Genomic DNA, 16,337 nt, shown 5'->3' on the forward strand with positions numbered 1-16,337 from the left:
GCGCTGCCGCAGGTCAGTGACACGCGGGTGCCCTCGACGCTGACGTCGACAGGTTTGGCGGGCAGCGCCCTGGTGATGTCGGACAACAGCCGCCCCGACACCAGAACGCTTCCGGGAGAAGCGATTTCGGCTGCGACGCGAACCTCGGCCGAGACCTCGTAGTCGAATCCCGAGATCGTCAGCCCGTCGTCGTCACCGGTGAGCAGCACGCCGGCCAGGACGGGGACGGTCGGACGGGTCGGCAGATTGCGAGCCACCCAGGCCACCGCATCGGCGAAGTCCTCGCGCACCAGGCGGAACTTCAGATCGGTGTGACCCGCCGTCGTCGGCACCACGTCCATAGCGTCCCTTCGCATAACAACCACAATGAGCTCTACCAGCGGTTTCACCGGCGTCTCGGAACGCGTCGCCCTGATGCGTCTCGACGACCGTAACGGCTGTCGATGAACCACCGTAGAGCTTTCCACCCGAACTTGAAAGCTAATCGATCGGGCCGACATCGAGCGCACCCGAGGCGACCATCGAGTGTGTCCCCAGAGCCTTTGTTCTTAGAAGAGAACTAGAGAGATATACAAGCAACAGTATTAGGGGCTGTGGACATTGGGGATGAAGGCCGTTCGTCGCAGCCTGTCAGGCGTGTCGGCCTGTGCGGCGGCTGTGGACGAACTGGCGAGCGGGGTGCCGCGGCTGTGCACGGCGACCGCGGTGTGTGACAACCTCGGCGTTGTGCGAGGTCCGGTCACCAGGTTGTCCCCAGACTGTCCACAGGCCCGGTGAGTGACGGATGTGACATCCGGTACCCAAGTTTTTTCGGCCGGGGACACGGAGGACCCGCTTTCGACACGTGACAGAAGGCCGCCGGATGGACCCGGCGGCCGGAAATCGATGAAAAAGGGCTCAGCGCTTGGCGCGCTGGCGGATCCGTGTGGTCAGTTCCTTGACGTGATCGAACACCTCGCGGCGTTCGGCCATCTCGCCCCGGATCTTCTTCTCCGCGTACATCACTGTGGTGTGATCGCGTCCGAACGCCTGGCCGATCTTCGGTAGGGACAGGTCCGTCAGCTCACGGCACAGGTACATCGCGATCTGTCGTGACTGCGCGAGCGCGCGGGTCTTACCGGGGCCGCGGAGCTCTTCGACCGTGGTCTCGAAGTACTCCGCGGTGGCCGCCATGATCGCGGCGGTCGAGATCTGCATGGTGCTGGCGTCGGAGATGAGGTCGCGCAGCACGATCTCGGCGAGCGACTTGTCGATCGGCGTCTTGTTCAGCGATGCGAACGCGGTGACGCGGATCAGCGCCCCTTCGAGTTCGCGGATGTTGCGCTCGATGCTGCTGGCGATGAGCTCGAGGACGTCGTCGGGGACGTCGAGCCGGTCCATCTGGGCCTTCTTGCGCAGGATCGCGATCCGCGTCTCGAGTTCGGGCGGCTGCACATCGGTGATCAGCCCCCATTCGAAACGCGTCCGGAGCCGATCCTCCAGCGTCGCCAGCTGTTTGGGCGGACGGTCCGACGAGATGACGATCTGCTTGTTCGCGTTGTGCAGCGTGTTGAAGGTGTGGAAGAACTCCTCCTGGATGCCTTCCTTGCCCTCGATGAACTGGATGTCGTCGACCAGCAGGACGTCGATGTCGCGGTAACTGCGCTTGAACGACGCCTTGCGGTCGTCGCGCAGCGAGTTGATGAAGTCGTTGGTGAATTCCTCGGTGGAGACGTACTTCACGCGCATACCGGGGAAGAGGCGCTGGGCATAGTTGCCGGCCGCGTGCAGCAGATGCGTCTTGCCCAGACCGGACTCACCCCAGATGAACAACGGGTTGTACGCCCGGGCGGGCGCCTCGGCGATGGCCAGCGTCGCCGCATGGGCGAACCGGTTCGAGGCGCCGATGACGAAGGTGTCGAACGTGTAGCGCCGGTTGAGGCTGACCGCATCCGGATCCTCGGCGGCCGGAGTCTCCGGCGGGCGGCTGAAGTACCGCGGCCAGGTCTCCTCGGCGCTGACTCGCGCCTCGGTGTCCTCGTCGACCTCGTCGGCGTCGGACATGACCGGGGCCGGCGGCGGGTCGTCGTCGGTGGGGGAGGGAGTGGCGATCCGGACGCCGAGTTCCACGCGCTGGCCGAGATGACGGCTTAACGCGGTGATGATGGGTTCGCGCAGGTGACGTTCGATCTCGTTCTGGACGAACGGCGTGGGCACCGACAGCAGGGCGAAACCCTCGGTGATCACCAGGGGTTTGACGAGTTTCAGCCAGGCTCTCTGTTGAGGGGTCAGGGTCGGCAGCGCACCGTCACCGTTGCGCGGTCCGGTGGCCGCGGGGTCTCCGTTGAGTTCGGCGACGACGGTGTTCCAGACGGCGACGAAAGGTGGGTCGGGGTCAGCTGTCAACGACTGCTACCCCCTTGCGGTCCGTCCAGAGACGACCAATCGAACGAAGACAAAGCTGTCCACAAAGTTATCCACAACCTGTGGAGTAACGGGCAGGCGTCGTTCGTTCTGTTGTCTACCGGTTTGGACGCCACCGGGACGGGGCTCGGCACAGCGGATGGTGCGGCTGTGGGCTCGCGGCCGGTGAATCGTCCTCGTTTCGTTGTCGGCGGCCGCTCCGGGTGCGAAACGGCATTGCCAGAAGCTAACAGTTTTCTCTCGTAGTGCCAACCGTTCGACAACATTGGGGGACTTCATCTTTCTGTCCGCCGGACAGCGGTGAACAATGTGACGAATGTCAACGGTCGGGGGCCTCGAGGGCGAGGTTTGACCCGGGGAAATCTCGTCAGTACCCTCGAACAGTCGCCCGCACGTGGCGATACGGCTGCGATCCGTACGCGGAGACCGCGCCGGCAAGCCAGCAAGACGCACGAGCTTAACAACGGCTACCGCGTCCGCCCGCGAGTGACATGCGGATGGAATGCGGGTGCCACACGTAACGAGGAGAGATTGCCGTGGCCAAGGGCAAGCGGACGTTCCAGCCCAACAACCGCCGTCGCGCGCGGGTGCACGGGTTCCGGCTGCGGATGCGCACCCGTGCCGGCCGGGCCATCGTGACGGGCCGTCGTCGTAAGGGCCGCCGTTCTCTGACTGCGTGAGTCGACGCAGGATCTCACGCGGTGCTTCCGGCTCGGTACCGGATGACCCGGTCCACGGAGTTCAGTACCACGGTCAGTAAAGGGGTGCGCTCGGCGCAACCCGATCTCGTGCTGCACATGGCGAACGTCGCCGACGATCCGACCGGTCCCCGGGTGGGCCTGGTCGTGGCCAAGTCGGTGGGTAACGCCGTGGTGCGCCACCGGGTCTCCCGCCGGCTCCGACACAGCGTCCATCCCATGCTCGATGACCTGCCGCCCGGATACCGACTGGTGATCCGTGCGCTGCCGGGCGCCGGCACGGCCACGTCGCAACGGCTCCGGCAGGAACTGTCCGCGGCGCTGCGCCGAGCCCGGCCACGCGTCGAGGCGCCGGCGTGAATGCACCACGACGAGTGAGCATCTCGGTCACGTCGATTCCGCTGAAGGCCGTCGTGTACGTCATTCAGCTCTACCGCCACATGATTTCTCCGCTTCGTTACCCGTCGTGCCGTTTCACCCCGACCTGCAGCCAGTACGCCGTGGAGGCGCTGACCGAGTACGGGTTGGTGCGCGGCGGCTGGCTGTCCCTCGTGCGGCTGGCGAAGTGCGGTCCGTGGCATCCAGGAGGATGGGACCCGATCCCCGAACGCCCGGACGCGGCGAGCGCGCCGCCCCGAGACCGAAGCGGTGCAGACTTCACCGCCGACCCCGTCAGGAGCAAGTCGCGTGTTTAACTGGTTCAGCCTCGACATCATCTATTACCCGGTGTCGGCGATCATGTGGGTCTGGTACAAGGCGTTCGCCTTCCTGCTGGGCCCCGAGAACTTCTTCGCCTGGGCGCTGTCGGTGATGTTCCTGGTCTTCACCCTGCGCGCGATCCTCTACAAGCCGTTCGTCCGGCAGATCCGCACCACCCGCCAGATGCAGGAGCTGCAGCCACAGATCAAGGCGTTGCAGAAGAAGTACGGCAAGGATCGCCAGCGGATGGCGCTGGAGATGCAGAAGCTCCAGAAGGAACACGGGTTCAACCCGGTCCTCGGCTGTCTGCCGATGCTCGCGCAGATCCCGGTGTTCCTCGGCCTCTACCACGTGCTGATGTCGTTCAACCGGACGCAGACCGGCATCGGCCGACTGGGCCTGTCGGTGGAGGAGAACCGCAGCCTGCCGAACTACGTGTTCAGCGCGACCGACGTGGCGCACTTCCTGGACGCCAACTTCTTCGGGGCGCCGTTGGGCGCGACGATGATCCAGCAGCACGGCCTGGAGGCGTTCACCCAGTTCGACCGGCTGGCGGTGGTGATCGTCGGCGTGCCGATCATGCTGCTGGCGGGCATCGCGACGCACTTCAACAGCCGCGCCTCGGTCGCGCGCCAGACACCGGAAGCGGCCGCGAACCCGCAGACCGCGCTGATGAACAAGCTTGCGCTGTATGTGTTCCCGCTCGGTGTGGTGGTGGGCGGACCGTTCCTGCCGCTCGCGGTGATCATGTACTGGCTCGCCAACAACATCTGGACCTACGGCCAGCAGCACTACGTGTTCGGCAAGATCGAGAAGGAAGAAGAGGCGAAGAAGGCCGAGGCGCTGGAACGCCGTGCCGCCAACGCCCCGGCTCCCGGTGCCAAGCCGAAGCGGGCACGCAAGGCCCAGGACGCGGCCGACGCCGGCGAGGACGCGGCCGATGGTTCCGCGACCGATGCCGTTGGCACCGACGGCACCGGAAGTGGGCCCGTGGCCAAGACCGGCGGGCCGGCCTCGAAGCCGAGTGGGAACGGGGCGGCGAAGCCGAGTGGCGGCCAGGCCGCAAGCCGAACGCCGAAGCCGGGAGCCCGGCCTAAGAAACGCAAGCGTTGACCAGTCCGGGACTGGCGGGAGAGGGAGAGGCAGACATGACTGACGCTGATACGACCGAGCGGGCCGAGGACGTCGAGACGCGGGAGGGCGCGGAGACCGCGGCTCCGGAGGACGACCTCGAGGACCGGTTGGTGGCCGAGGGGGAGATCGCCGGCGATTATCTGGAGGAGTTGCTCGACCTCCTGGACTTCGACGGTGACATCGATCTGGATGTCGAGGGTGACCGAGCGGTGGTGAGCATCGACGGCGGCAGCGATCTGAACAAGCTGGTTGGTCGCAAGGGTGAGGTGCTCGACGCGCTGCAGGAGCTGACTCGGCTCGCGGTGCACCAGAAGACGGGCGAGCGCAGCCGTCTCATGCTCGACATCGCCCGGTGGCGTCGCCGCCGCCGGGACGAGTTGGCCGCGCTGGGTGAGAAGGTGGCGCGGCGCGTCCTCGAGACCGGTGACCGCGAGGAGCTCGCGCCGATGACGCCGTTCGAGCGCAAGATCGTCCACGACGCGGTCGCGGCGGTCGACGGGGTGCACAGCGAGAGCGAAGGCGTCGAGCCGTCGCGCCGCGTTGTCGTGCTCGCCGACTGACCGAGTTACATCCATGTAGTTCACCGGAGCGGTCCGCTCGAAGGCAGGGGATGTTTCACGTGAAACACGTAGCGCCGCCGCCCACCGCGGAGGCAGTCTTCGGGGAGCGCCTTCCGCTGGCGCAGACCTACGCCGACTTCTTGGCGACCGCAGGTGTCGAGCGTGGGCTGATCGGCCCACGGGAGACGGACCGGATCTGGGACCGCCACATTCTCAACAGCGCCGCCCTCGGCGAGTTGGTGGAGCCGGGGGAGCGGATCGCCGACATCGGAAGCGGCGCGGGTCTGCCCGGCATACCGTTGGCGCTGGCGCGTCCCGACGTCCATGTCACGTTGATCGAACCGATGCAGAGGCGCTGCGACTTCCTCACCGAAGTGGTGGACGCGCTCGGCGTCGGGGTCACGGTGGTGCGCGGTCGCGCCGAGGAACCGGGGGTGCTGCGCGAGGTGGGGGAGATGGACGTCGTCACGTCGCGGGCAGTCGGGTCACTGGACAAGCTGGCGACCTGGAGCATGGGACTGCTCCGCGACGGCGGCCGGATGCTGGCGCTCAAGGGCGCCCGGGCCGAGACGGAGATCGAGGAGAACCGGCGTGTGCTTGCCCGGGTTGGCGCAGTCGATGTCAGGGTGTTGAGATGTGGCGCGGACTATTTGAACCCACCCGCGACCGTGGTCGAGGCGCGGCGCGCGGTACCGGTGAAGGGGCGCGGCCGGCCGGGAAGATCGGGCAGGAGATGAGCATGAGCGAGGGTCCCGACGGGTCGCGGGTGGCGCGAGGCGGTGCCCGCGTTTCACGTGAAACATGGCCGTCCGCTGCGAAGGACGTGCCGGCGGACACCGCCCAGGACTGGCAGAACGATGCCGTGATCGACACACCGATCGGGGCCGAGGCGGAACGGGCGGTGCGCTTGCTGCACTCGGCGTCCCGCGGCGGCCTGCCGCGTCCCGCGCGGCAGCGGGTGTTCACCATCGCCAATCAGAAGGGCGGGGTCGGCAAGACGACCACCGCGGTGAACATCGCCGCGGCGCTCGCTCTGCAGGGATTGAAGGTTCTGGTCATCGACCTCGATCCCCAGGGCAATGCGAGCACGGCCCTGGGCATCGAGCACCGGCCGGGGACGGCCTCGTCGTACGAGGTGCTCATCGGAGACATCCCGGTCCAGGAGGCCCTGCAACAGAGCCCGCACAGCGAGCGGTTGTTCTGCGTTCCGGCGACGATCGATCTGGCCGGCGCGGAGATCGAGCTCGTCAGCATGGTCGCGAGAGAGGGCAGGCTGCGGACGGCTCTCACCGAACTGAAGCAGTACGACTTCGACTACGTCTTCATCGACTGCCCACCATCGCTCGGACTGCTCACCATCAACGCGCTGGTGGCCGCACCCGAGGTGCTGATCCCGATCCAGTGCGAGTACTACGCCCTCGAAGGGGTGGGCCAGCTGCTCCGCAACATCGAGATGGTGAAGTCGCACCTGAACCCGGAGCTGACCGTGTCGACCGTCGTCCTCACGATGTACGACGGCCGGACGCGGCTGGCCGATCAGGTCGCCCAGGATGTGCGTGCGCACTTCGGCGACAAGGTTCTGCGCACGGTCATTCCGCGCAGCGTGAAGGTCTCGGAGGCGCCGGGCTACGGCATGACGATCCTCGACTACGACCCCGGATCCCGGGGCGCGATGAGCTACCTCGACGCCAGCCGTGAGTTGGCGGAACGAGGGGCTCCCCATGACGGCACCGCACGATGACCATCGGTGCGCGAAGGAGAGAAGGACATGACGCAGCCCACTCGTAAGCGCAGCGGTCTCGGCCGCGGCCTGGCCTCCCTGATCCCGACCGGACCGACCGAGGACGGTGGTCAAGCCGCACTGGGTGGTCCGCGGATGGGCAGCGCCGCGGCCGACGTCGTGATCGGTGGCGGGCCGGCGGTGGTGCCACCCACGGTGGAGGTCGGTGCCGTCTACCGGGAGATCGACCCGTCGGCCATCGAGCCGAACCCGCGCCAGCCGCGACAGGTGTTCGACGACGAGGCGCTCTCCGAACTCGTGCATTCGATCCGGGAGTTCGGGCTCATGCAGCCGATCGTCGTCCGGGCCCTCGAACGCGGTGACGCCGGACCGCGCTACCAGCTCGTCATGGGGGAGCGGAGATGGCGTGCCGCGCAGCAGGCCGGCCTGGCGGCCATCCCGGCGATCGTGCGCGAGACCGCCGACGACAGCATGCTGCGTGACGCGCTGCTCGAGAACATCCACCGCGTCCAGCTGAATCCGCTCGAGGAGGCGGCGGCCTATCAGCAGCTGCTCGATGAGTTCGGCGTCACCCACGATGAACTGGCGACGCGGATCGGCCGCTCCCGCCCGTTGATCACGAACATGATCCGGCTGCTGCGCCTGCCGATCGCCGTGCAGCGCCGCGTCGCCGCCGGCGTGCTCTCCGCCGGGCACGCCCGCGCGCTGCTTGCCCTGGAGGGCGGGCCCGAACGCCAGGAGGAGCTCGCGGCGCGCATCGTCGCCGAGGGGCTGTCGGTCCGGGCGACGGAGGAGGCGGTCACGCTGGCGAACCGGAGCGATCCGGCCGCACCGCCGGCGCCACGACGCAAGCCGATCCAGATGCCCGGCCTGCAGGACGTCGCCGAACAGCTCTCGACGGCGTTCGACACCCGCGTCACAGTGAGCCTGGGCAAACGCAAGGGCAAGATCGTCGTCGAATTCGGCTCGGTGGACGATCTTCAACGGATTGTCGAGTTGATGAACTCGACGAAGCCCTGACCGAGGACACGGGGGCATTACGTCACTGTGACACCACCACGTTCGACACGCGGAACTCACCCGGCCGCTGACGGCAGATCATCTGGCCGGCAACGCTTTTCGCGCGTCGCCGTCATGCTGCCTATCCTGGAGCCCGAACCGCGGTCGCGCGCAGCGTCCGCAGCGCACGAGAACCGGGGAGCCTAGTGCCCGCACGTATCACGCCCTTGCGTCTGGAAGCTTTCGAGCAGCTTCCCAAGCACGCGCGGCGCTGCGTTTTCTGGGAGGTCGATCCGTCGACGCTGGGTCGTGAGGATCATCTGTCCGACCCGGAGTTCGAGAAGGAAGCGTGGCTGTCGATGGTCATGCTCGAGTGGGGATCGTGCGGTCAGGTGGCGGTGCGGTGCCCGGAGGCGTTGAGCGACGAGGCCGCGGCGACCGACCCGTCCGCCGAGGAACCGTGCATCGGCTACGCGTTCTATGCACCGCCGCGTGCGGTTCCGCGGGCACGTCTGTTCCCGACCGGACCGGTCAGCGCGGACGCCGTCCTCCTCACGACCGTGGGGGTGGAGCAGGGCGACGACGCCGACGCCCTGCCACGCACGCTGCTGACGTCGGTCGTCGGGGATCTCGTGCGCCGCGGGGTCCGTGCCCTCGAGGCGTTCGGCCGCACCGAGGCGGCCGCCGAACTCATCGACCCGCGACTGGTTCCCGGCGATCTCACTCCGGTGATCGAGGCACTGGGCGACTGCTCGGTGCACCAGTGCATGGTGGACGCCGACTTCCTGGAACAGGTCGGCTTCACCGTCGTGTCCCCGCACCGGTACTTCCCCCGCCTGCGTCTGGAACTCGAGCAGGGGCTCGGGTGGAAGGCGGGTGTCGAAGCGGCGCTGGAGCGTCTGTTGGAGTCGGCCCCACTGCAGCAGCCCGTCGGCGCGGGCAGCGGGCGCTGTTAGGCGACCGAACGGGTCAGTTCGAGCTGAGCCGGCCGGCCTGTTCGACGGACAGTTCGTGGGCCAGCAGTTCGGCGAAGGTGAAAGTCCCTGTGGGCCGGTCGTTCTTGCCGAGCAGGTAGAGCCGCTTGACCGCGGCGAGGATCCCCTCGGCGATCGCATCGCGATTGTGGTTGGACACCAACAGCTCCCGGTCGTGGGGGTTGGTGATGTAGCCGACATCGACCTGCACCGTGGGCATCCGGGTCAGGCGCAGCAGATCCCAGGTCCGGCCGTGGGTTCGGCAGTCACGTAACCCGGTGCGCGCGACGACCTCTCGCTGGATGAAGTCGGCGAGGTTGCGCCCGATGGTGGAGACCGAGCCGTGCGAGTTGCCGAAGTGGAACGACGCGACCCCGTTGGCGCCCGGGGTGGGCTGCGCGGCGCAGCGCAGGCTGATCATCAGATCCGCGCCGACGGTGTTGGCGGTCGCGGCCCGCTCGGCGTCCGACGGGCTGCGGTTGGCCGGGCGGGACAGGAACGTGTCCATCCCGATCGCGGTCATCCGGCCCTCGAGTCGACTTGCCAAGTCCCACAGGATGTCCGCTTCACTGATCGGGCCCTGCGGTCCGTTCATGATGAGCCCGTGGTCGCTGCCCCCGCGGCCCGGATCGATGATGACCCTCTTACCGGACAGTCGGGGACCGGAGCGGCGGACCAGCTCCTCCTCCCGGATCGCGTGCGGGGACCCGCCGGTGACCCGCGACCCGAGGAAGTACAGCGAGCGCAGCGTCTCCGGACCGCAGATGCCGTCGGGGTACAGGCCGTACTCGCGTTGGTAGGAGGTGAGCCCGTGGTGGGTCTGCAGCCCGAAATGGCCGTCGACCAAACCGGTGTAGAACCCGAGATCCTGCAGTCGGGCCTGCAGCGTCGCCACGTCGTCGCCGTACATCGGGGCACCGAACTGGTGCATCAACGTGCGCGCGCCGAGGCGGTAGGACGCCTCCTTCAGTGCCCGGTACGTGGCCTCTCCGACGATGCCGTCGACCAGCAGCCCGCGGTGCTGCTGGAAAGCGCGGACCGCCTGGTCGAGGTCGTCGTCGAACAGGTCGGCGACGACGTGCCTTCCGGTGGTGAGGTCGTCGTCGGGGCCGTCCAGCAGGCCCAGAGCCGAAAGCGCTGCGCGGATCTCAGTGACCGCGGCCCCGCGATCACCGTGACGCAGACTCGACATACTCGCCCCTTCGGCAGGCCCTCAGCTATGGCTGTCAGTACCCCTGCGGCACGGACATATGCACGACGGGCCCGGAAGGCATTCTCTCAGAAGTTTCCGCCAATCCGGAAAACGCCAGGCGAACCGGAATCGGCCCGTGACCCGTCAGAGCAGGTCGGTGAGCTCGCGCAGCAGTGCGGCCTTACCCTTCGCGCCGACGATCCGCTTGACCGGTTCACCGTCCTTGAACAGGATCATCGTCGGGATCGACACGACCTGGAAGTCGCGTGCGGTGGTCGGATTCGCGTCGACGTCGAGCTTCGCGACGGTCAGCGCGCCGGCCTTCTCGCTGGCGATCTCCTCGAGGACCGGGGCGACCATCTTGCACGGGCCGCACCAGGTGGCCCAGAAGTCCACCAGCACGGGCGTGCTGCTGGTCAGCACGTCGCTGGAGAACGAGTCGTCGGTGACGGTGACGGTGGCGCCGTTGTCGGCCATGTCTGCTCCTCGGTGTAGGGGTGGCTCAGATCGGTGCTGAGATCTCTTGATCGCTTGGGGCGACGCCGATTTCGGCCAGCCAGCGTTCGGCGTCGATGGCAGCCGAACAACCGCTGCCCGCGGCGGTGATGGCCTGCCGGTAGGTGCGGTCAACGAGATCGCCTGCGGCGAAGACACCTTCGATCGACGTGTTGGTGGTGCGACCTTCGACCAGGACGTAGCCGTCCTCGTCGACGTCGACCTGACCGCGGACGATGTCCGAGCGCGGGACGTGGCCGATCGCGACGAAAACACCGGTCACCGCGAGCTTCGACTCCTCACCGGTTATGTTGTCGCGCAGACGGATTCCGGTCACCTTCGGATCGCCCTCGATCTCGGTGACCGCGGTGTTGGTCAGGAACGTGATCTTCTCGTTGGCGCGGGCCCGGTCGAGCATGATGCGGGAGGCACGGAACTCGTCGCGGCGGTGGATCACCGTCACGCTGCGAGCGAAGCGGGTGAGGAACGTCGCCTCCTCCATCGCCGAGTCGCCGCCACCGATGACCGCGATGTCCTGGTCACGGAAGAAGAAGCCGTCACAGGTCGCACACGTGCTGACGCCCATGCCGAGCAGCGCTTCCTCGCCGGGGACGCCGAGGTGGCGCGCGGCCGCACCCATCGCCAGGATGACCGCACGGGCCCGGTGGGTCTCGTCACCGACGGTGACCGTCTTGACCGGACCCTCGAGGGAGACCTCGTCGACGTCTTCCATCCGCAGGTCGGCGCCGAAGCGCAGCGCCTGCTCGCGCATCTCGTCCATCAGTTCGGGTCCGGTGATGCCGTTGCGGAATCCGGGGTAGTTCTCCACCTCGGTGGTGGTCATCAGGGCGCCGCCGAACTGGCTGCCTTCGAACACGAGCGGCTTGAGCTGCGCGCGGGCGGCGTACACGGCGGCCGTGTAGCCGGCCGGTCCGGAGCCGATGATGATCACATCGTGAACCGTCGATGAGGTGGTCATGTGAGCCTTTCTGCCGTTTCGCACCGGCACGGGTACAACACCAGCCTAGGTCCGGGTGTTCCCGCACGCGTGCAGGGTCACGCTACGGCCGGTCGGCAGGTGTCCCGCCATCCGCGTGGCGCAGGGCGCGGCCGAGGGTCGCATGGGGGCGGCTGCGCGCGGACCGCGGCAGCGTGTGACAGGCGCGCGCGGCGGGGGGTGGTGGCGTCGTCTCGTCGAGACCGCGCAGGGTCTCGGCAAGTCTCGCCCGGCCGCGGCTGCACCGACTCTTGACCGTGCCCTCCGCGACGCCCAGCATGCGGGCGGTCTCGGCCACCGAGTAGCCCTGCATGTCGACGGCCACGATCGCGGCACGTTGTTCGACGGGCAGCCGCAGCAGAGCCCGTTCCACCACGATCGCGGTGTCCACCCTGGCGGTCGGATCACCGGTCGGCGCGACGTCGTCCACCAGCGGGCTGGTGGCGTGATTGCGGTTGCTGCGCAGCCGGTCCAGACAGGCGTTGACCACGATGCGGTAGAGCCAGCTGCTCACCGCGGAGTCGAAGCGGAAGCTCGCGGCCTTGCGATGCGCCGAGAGCATCGCGTCCTGGAGCGCGTCGGCGGCGTCCTCGCGGTTGCTGCTGCTGATGCGCGCGAGCCGCTCGAGGTGGCGCTGATGGCGGGCGAACAACTCCGCGAACGCGTAGCGGTCGCCCGCGACGTGATCGGCCAGCAGCTGGGCGTCGGACCGGCCGACGGCGTCGAAGCTCACCACAGCCGAACACTAAGCGGGCGCGGAGGTGGGGCCGGACACCTGATCCACCGGTGGCCCGTCCGCAGAGGTCGGAGGTCGCGGGCCCTGTGGATAACCGTCTAGGTGGTGCCCTTCAGCGTGATCTCGGAGATGTCGGAGCGGTTCAGACCGTTGACCGTGCCGAGTTTGTCGATCCACACCAGCACGTACGGGGTGGGGGAGGCGTTGCTGACCTCGATGGTGTTGTTGCCGGTCCGCAGCGGCGTCGACGGGGTCATCGCGGTGGTGCCGTCGAGCGAGGACGGTTCGGCCGACTGCGACGACCGGATCTGGACGGAGGTGTCGGTCGAGGAGACGTTGATGTCCACGGCGGTGATGGTGGTGGGCTGCGGCAGCTCCAGCATCAGCCCCACGCCGTTCTTGAAGTTCGGGAACGGCATCGGATCGGAGTAGGTGTCGGTGGGCCATACCGTCGTCGAACTGCCGTCGATGGCGTTACCGGCCTGATCGGGGGAGTCGGCGCCGCCGTCGGGGGAGAACACCGTCGCCCGCACCGGGCGCACCACATTGCCCGGGGCCGTCGACCCGCCCTCGGATTCGGCCGACGTGCTGGGGTCGTTGAGGCCGAGTTCGTCGCCGCCGAGCCCGCCGCCGACGTCTCCGAAGATGCGGCTCAACACGGTCGCCAGCACGATGAGCGCGACGACGACGATCGCACCGCCGACGGTGAGGCCGACCATCAGACCGCGCTTTCGGCGGGCCTGCGCCTCCGGGTCGTCGTCGGGTCCGCCCCGGAAGCGTGATGGAGCGCCGCCGTCGGGCCGGTCGACGGGTGAGATCAGGTCGGTGCGGTCGGCGACGGCGGTGGCCTGCTGCAGCAGGTTCAGCAGCGTCGGTGCGCTGCGGATGCCGCCGTCGGGTTGGACGGCGTGAGCGGCCGCAGCCGAGATCTGGAACGGGATCTCGCGGTCCACCGCCCGCGGTTCGAGGGGGTCGCCCGCCGGGTCGCGCTCGGCAGGGGCGAGCCCGCTGGGCACCCCCGTCTCGGGCAGCGGCCAGCGGTTGACCAGGAGCGCGTACAGCGCGGCCCCGATGCCCCGGATGTCGTCCTCGGGCGTGGCGTCGGGCATCGTGGCGGGGAAGGCCAGGGCGACGTCGCCCTCGATGCTGACCCGCACGCGGCTGGGATGGTCGATCGACAGCGCCACCCCGGAGCGGTGCGCAGCCTCGGCGGCCGCGGCGAGCGACTGCATCGCGCGGGCGCCGCCGATCGGGGAGGGCGCCGTCTCGGCGACCTCGGCCAGTGACCCGCCGCGAATCCACTCCGAGACGATCAGTCCGCCGGATCCGGTGTTGGCGACGTCGAGGACGCGGGCCACGCCCGGCATGTCGAGGCGGCTGAGCTTGAGGGTGCGCGACAAGATGTCCTGCACGCGTTCATCGGGCAGCGTGGCGTCCGGGTCGACGAAGGTCAGCGCGACCTGACGGTCGAGCGCGGTGTCGAGCGCCTGCCAGAACTGCAGGTTGGGTGGTCCGCCGTGGAACACGAGAAGCCGGTAGCGGCCGCCGCCGATCGTCGCGCCGGGGATGAGGTGCACGTCCTCGTCGGAGGTGGCCGCCTCGATCGCTGGTTCGCGGGGCGGCTCGAAGGGCAGCGATTCGCGGGTGGGGTCACCGCCGTAGTCCGACGGGGGACGACCGGAGGTGGGCATCTCGGTGGTGGCCGAATCCGCGGACCGTGGGGAAGGTTCGGCGACGTCGGGCTGGAAGTCGTCCGCGGCGGGCCGCGAGACCTTGGTGGTCGAAGCGCTGTCGGGCGCCGCTGCGGAATCACCCGCGGAGTCGTCGCTCACCGCTGGTCCTCTCCACCTCTCTTCTCCGGCCCCACGCACCGGAGTTCCCCGAACCGGAGACTCGTACCGGCCGGTCGCGGGGCCCCGACTCCGCCGCACCGGACGCGCACTCCTGCCGTCAGAGTACGGGACGGCACCGCCGGGCTGCGGCTGGTCGGGCCGAGATATGGACGCGGCGGGTGCGGGGGCGGGCCTGCCGAGGCGCCTGCGCACGAACGCGACGGCGGCGGCGGCCTCGGGCACGCCGGCCGCGAGCAGCACCCCGGCGATGACCGGCAGCATGATCACGCCCAGTACCGCCAGCCGCACCAGCGATCCCGCGCCGCCGGCGGCGGCCGTCAGCGATTCGAGGCCGAGCAACTGGTCGGCGACGTGGGCGAGCAGCCCGGCCAGCAGTGAGGCGGCGACGGTCACCAGGATCGTGCGGATCACCTGCACGTCGAGCATCCGGCCGCCCGGTGGGCGCAGGCTCGACTTGAGCAGGAAGTGGCCGACGATCGCACCGGCGAGGAAGCCGAGGCCGTTCGCGAGGCCGAGGAATCCGGCCACCAGTTCGGGGTCGTCGGTCATCGACGGCGCCGCGACCGAGGCGAGCACCTTCACCATGGTCACGACGACGATCACGATGATCGGCGTCCACGGCTGCTCCCGCGCGTAGAAGACGCGCAGCTGCAGGAGCACGAGCGCGTACGGGATCAGCGTGAATGCCGACAGCGTGATGGCCATGCCCAGGTAGCCGGCGTCGGTCTCGCCGAAGTTGCCGTAGGCGAACAGCGCGGTGCCGATCGCCGGGCCGCCCACGGTCATGACCGCCACGATCGGGATGAGCGTCACCATGGTCAGCCGCGTGGCCAACGAGAAGTCGCCGAGGACGGCGCGGATGTTGTTGGCGGCGGCGTTGCGGGACAGCCGGGGCATGACCACCGTGAGCACGGTGACGCCGATGATGCCGAACGGCAGCTGCAGCACGAGCCAGGTGTAGTTGTAGATCGCCGGGCCCGATGCGGCCGCGCCGCTGGCGATCTGATTGCCGACGATCAGGCCCACCTGGCTGATGAGCACGTAGAGCACCATTGCCGCGGCCATCGTGCCGAACTTCTTGAGGCGGTCGTCGATACCCCACAGCGGGCGCAGGCTGATCCGTTCGCGGCGGATCGCGACCAGCAGGACCGCCGTCTGCGCGAACACGCCGAGGGTGGTGCCGATGCCGAGAACCAGCAGTTTGGCGTTGCCCATCTCGACGGGGTCGACCGAGAGTTCACCCGGCACGACGAGATACAGCCCGAGGGTGGCGATGGCGACGACGTTGTTGACCACCGGCGCCCACGCCGGTGGCCCGAAGACGTTGCGGGTATTGAGGATCGCCATGAACACCGAGGACAGCCCGTAGAACAGCACCTGCGGCAGGAGCAGATACGCGAACGCCGTCGTCAGCGGATTGTTGACCTGCGGGTCGTCGCCGAGCATGAGGCGCACGAGCAGCGGTGCGCCCGCCACGGACAGCACGGTGGCCACCAGCAGCAGCGTGGTCGCCAGGGTGACCAGGCGGCGGACGAAGGCCGTACCGCCGTCGGGGTCGTCGCGTTCCGCGCGGGCGAGGACGGGGACGAAGATCGCGGTGAAGGTGGCTTCGAGCACCAGTGCGGCGACGAGGTTCGGCAGCTGGTTGGCCACCGTGAACGAACTCGACAGCGCGGCGCCGAGGATCGCGGCGAGCAGCACGATCCGCAGGAACCCGGTGATCCGGCTGACCAGTGTCGCGACGGCCATCCCCCACGAGCGCGACACGACGGCGGCATCGGACAGTTCCGGCCGGCGCGGCGGTGGGCGGGGCGCCGGGCCACGCGGGATGCGTTGGGGGGGGGGGGGGGGAGGCG

16 protein-coding genes are annotated in these 16,337 nt (G+C 68.5%); 9 read left to right on the top strand and 7 right to left on the bottom strand.

The window, feature by feature from the left end; all coding sequences use genetic code 11:
• Both AU195_RS21160 and dnaA read right to left on the bottom strand, forming a co-directional pair.
• Positions 1-341 (bottom strand): beta clamp domain-containing protein (locus AU195_RS21160; RefSeq protein WP_502687369.1); only part of this gene is annotated, 341 nt, incomplete at its 3' end.
• Positions 342-897: 556 nt separating this feature from the next.
• Positions 898-2,385, bottom strand: coding sequence for a chromosomal replication initiator protein DnaA (gene dnaA / locus AU195_RS21165; RefSeq protein ID WP_059093888.1), 1,488 nt, complete (start codon positions 2,383-2,385; stop codon positions 898-900).
• 554 nt (positions 2,386-2,939) lie between these two features.
• Between dnaA and rpmH the strand changes: the two genes are divergently transcribed.
• From rpmH to AU195_RS21205, 9 genes are all read left to right on the top strand, one after another.
• On the top strand, positions 2,940-3,083 hold the full coding sequence (gene rpmH / locus AU195_RS25415; protein WP_005142265.1) for a 50S ribosomal protein L34: 144 nt from the start codon (positions 2,940-2,942) through the stop codon (positions 3,081-3,083).
• A gap of 21 nt (positions 3,084-3,104) precedes the next feature.
• On the top strand, positions 3,105-3,461 hold the full coding sequence (gene rnpA / locus AU195_RS21170; protein ID WP_059161002.1) for a ribonuclease P protein component: 357 nt from the start codon (positions 3,105-3,107) through the stop codon (positions 3,459-3,461).
• A complete protein-coding gene (gene yidD / locus AU195_RS21175) occupies positions 3,458-3,796 on the top strand; it encodes a membrane protein insertion efficiency factor YidD (protein WP_082703154.1) in 339 nt (112 codons plus the stop codon). Before rnpA ends, yidD begins: the two co-directional genes overlap by 4 nt.
• A gap of 43 nt (positions 3,797-3,839) precedes the next feature.
• Positions 3,840-4,913: a membrane protein insertase YidC gene (gene yidC / locus AU195_RS21180; protein ID WP_502687370.1), complete on the top strand. Its 1,074-nt coding sequence runs from the start codon at positions 3,840-3,842 to the stop codon at positions 4,911-4,913.
• Positions 4,914-4,948: 35 nt separating this feature from the next.
• Positions 4,949-5,494 (top strand): Jag family protein, encoded by a 546-nt coding sequence (locus tag AU195_RS21185; protein ID WP_059093891.1) that lies wholly within the window; start codon positions 4,949-4,951, stop codon positions 5,492-5,494.
• 59 nt (positions 5,495-5,553) lie between these two features.
• Positions 5,554-6,231 carry a 16S rRNA (guanine(527)-N(7))-methyltransferase RsmG gene (gene rsmG / locus AU195_RS21190; RefSeq protein ID WP_059161004.1) on the top strand — a complete coding sequence of 226 codons (678 nt, stop codon included), beginning with the start codon at positions 5,554-5,556 and terminating at the stop codon, positions 6,229-6,231.
• A 2-nt stretch (positions 6,232-6,233) separates the two neighbouring features.
• Complete coding sequence (locus AU195_RS21195) at positions 6,234-7,235, top strand: ParA family protein (RefSeq protein WP_502687368.1); 1,002 nt, start codon at positions 6,234-6,236, stop codon at positions 7,233-7,235.
• 27 nt (positions 7,236-7,262) lie between these two features.
• Complete coding sequence (locus AU195_RS21200; protein WP_059161006.1) at positions 7,263-8,255, top strand: ParB/RepB/Spo0J family partition protein; 993 nt, start codon at positions 7,263-7,265, stop codon at positions 8,253-8,255.
• Between the two features lie 185 nt (positions 8,256-8,440).
• A complete protein-coding gene (locus AU195_RS21205; protein ID WP_059161007.1) occupies positions 8,441-9,190 on the top strand; it encodes a hypothetical protein in 750 nt (249 codons plus the stop codon).
• A gap of 13 nt (positions 9,191-9,203) precedes the next feature.
• On the opposite strand, the gene AU195_RS21210 is transcribed toward AU195_RS21205, so the two are convergent.
• The 5 genes from AU195_RS21210 to murJ form a co-directional block, all read right to left on the bottom strand.
• Positions 9,204-10,400, bottom strand: coding sequence for an N-acetylmuramoyl-L-alanine amidase (locus tag AU195_RS21210; protein ID WP_059161008.1), 1,197 nt, complete (start codon positions 10,398-10,400; stop codon positions 9,204-9,206).
• Between the two features lie 144 nt (positions 10,401-10,544).
• Positions 10,545-10,877: a thioredoxin gene (trxA, locus tag AU195_RS21215; RefSeq protein WP_059093896.1), complete on the bottom strand. Its 333-nt coding sequence runs from the start codon at positions 10,875-10,877 to the stop codon at positions 10,545-10,547.
• 25 nt (positions 10,878-10,902) lie between these two features.
• Positions 10,903-11,874, bottom strand: a complete 972-nt coding sequence (gene trxB, locus AU195_RS21220; RefSeq protein WP_059161009.1) for a thioredoxin-disulfide reductase — start codon at positions 11,872-11,874, stop codon at positions 10,903-10,905.
• An 82-nt stretch (positions 11,875-11,956) separates the two neighbouring features.
• Positions 11,957-12,628, bottom strand: coding sequence for an RNA polymerase sigma factor SigM (sigM, locus tag AU195_RS21225; protein WP_059161010.1), 672 nt, complete (start codon positions 12,626-12,628; stop codon positions 11,957-11,959).
• Between the two features lie 98 nt (positions 12,629-12,726).
• Entirely contained in the window at positions 12,727-16,311 is a 3,585-nt protein-coding gene (murJ, locus tag AU195_RS21230; RefSeq protein ID WP_216636405.1) for a murein biosynthesis integral membrane protein MurJ, read from the bottom strand.
• Between the last annotated feature and the right edge of the window lie 26 nt (positions 16,312-16,337).

The sequence above is a fragment of the Mycobacterium sp. IS-1496 genome (genome assembly GCF_001499995.1).
Classification (GTDB): domain Bacteria; phylum Actinomycetota; class Actinomycetes; order Mycobacteriales; family Mycobacteriaceae; genus Mycobacterium.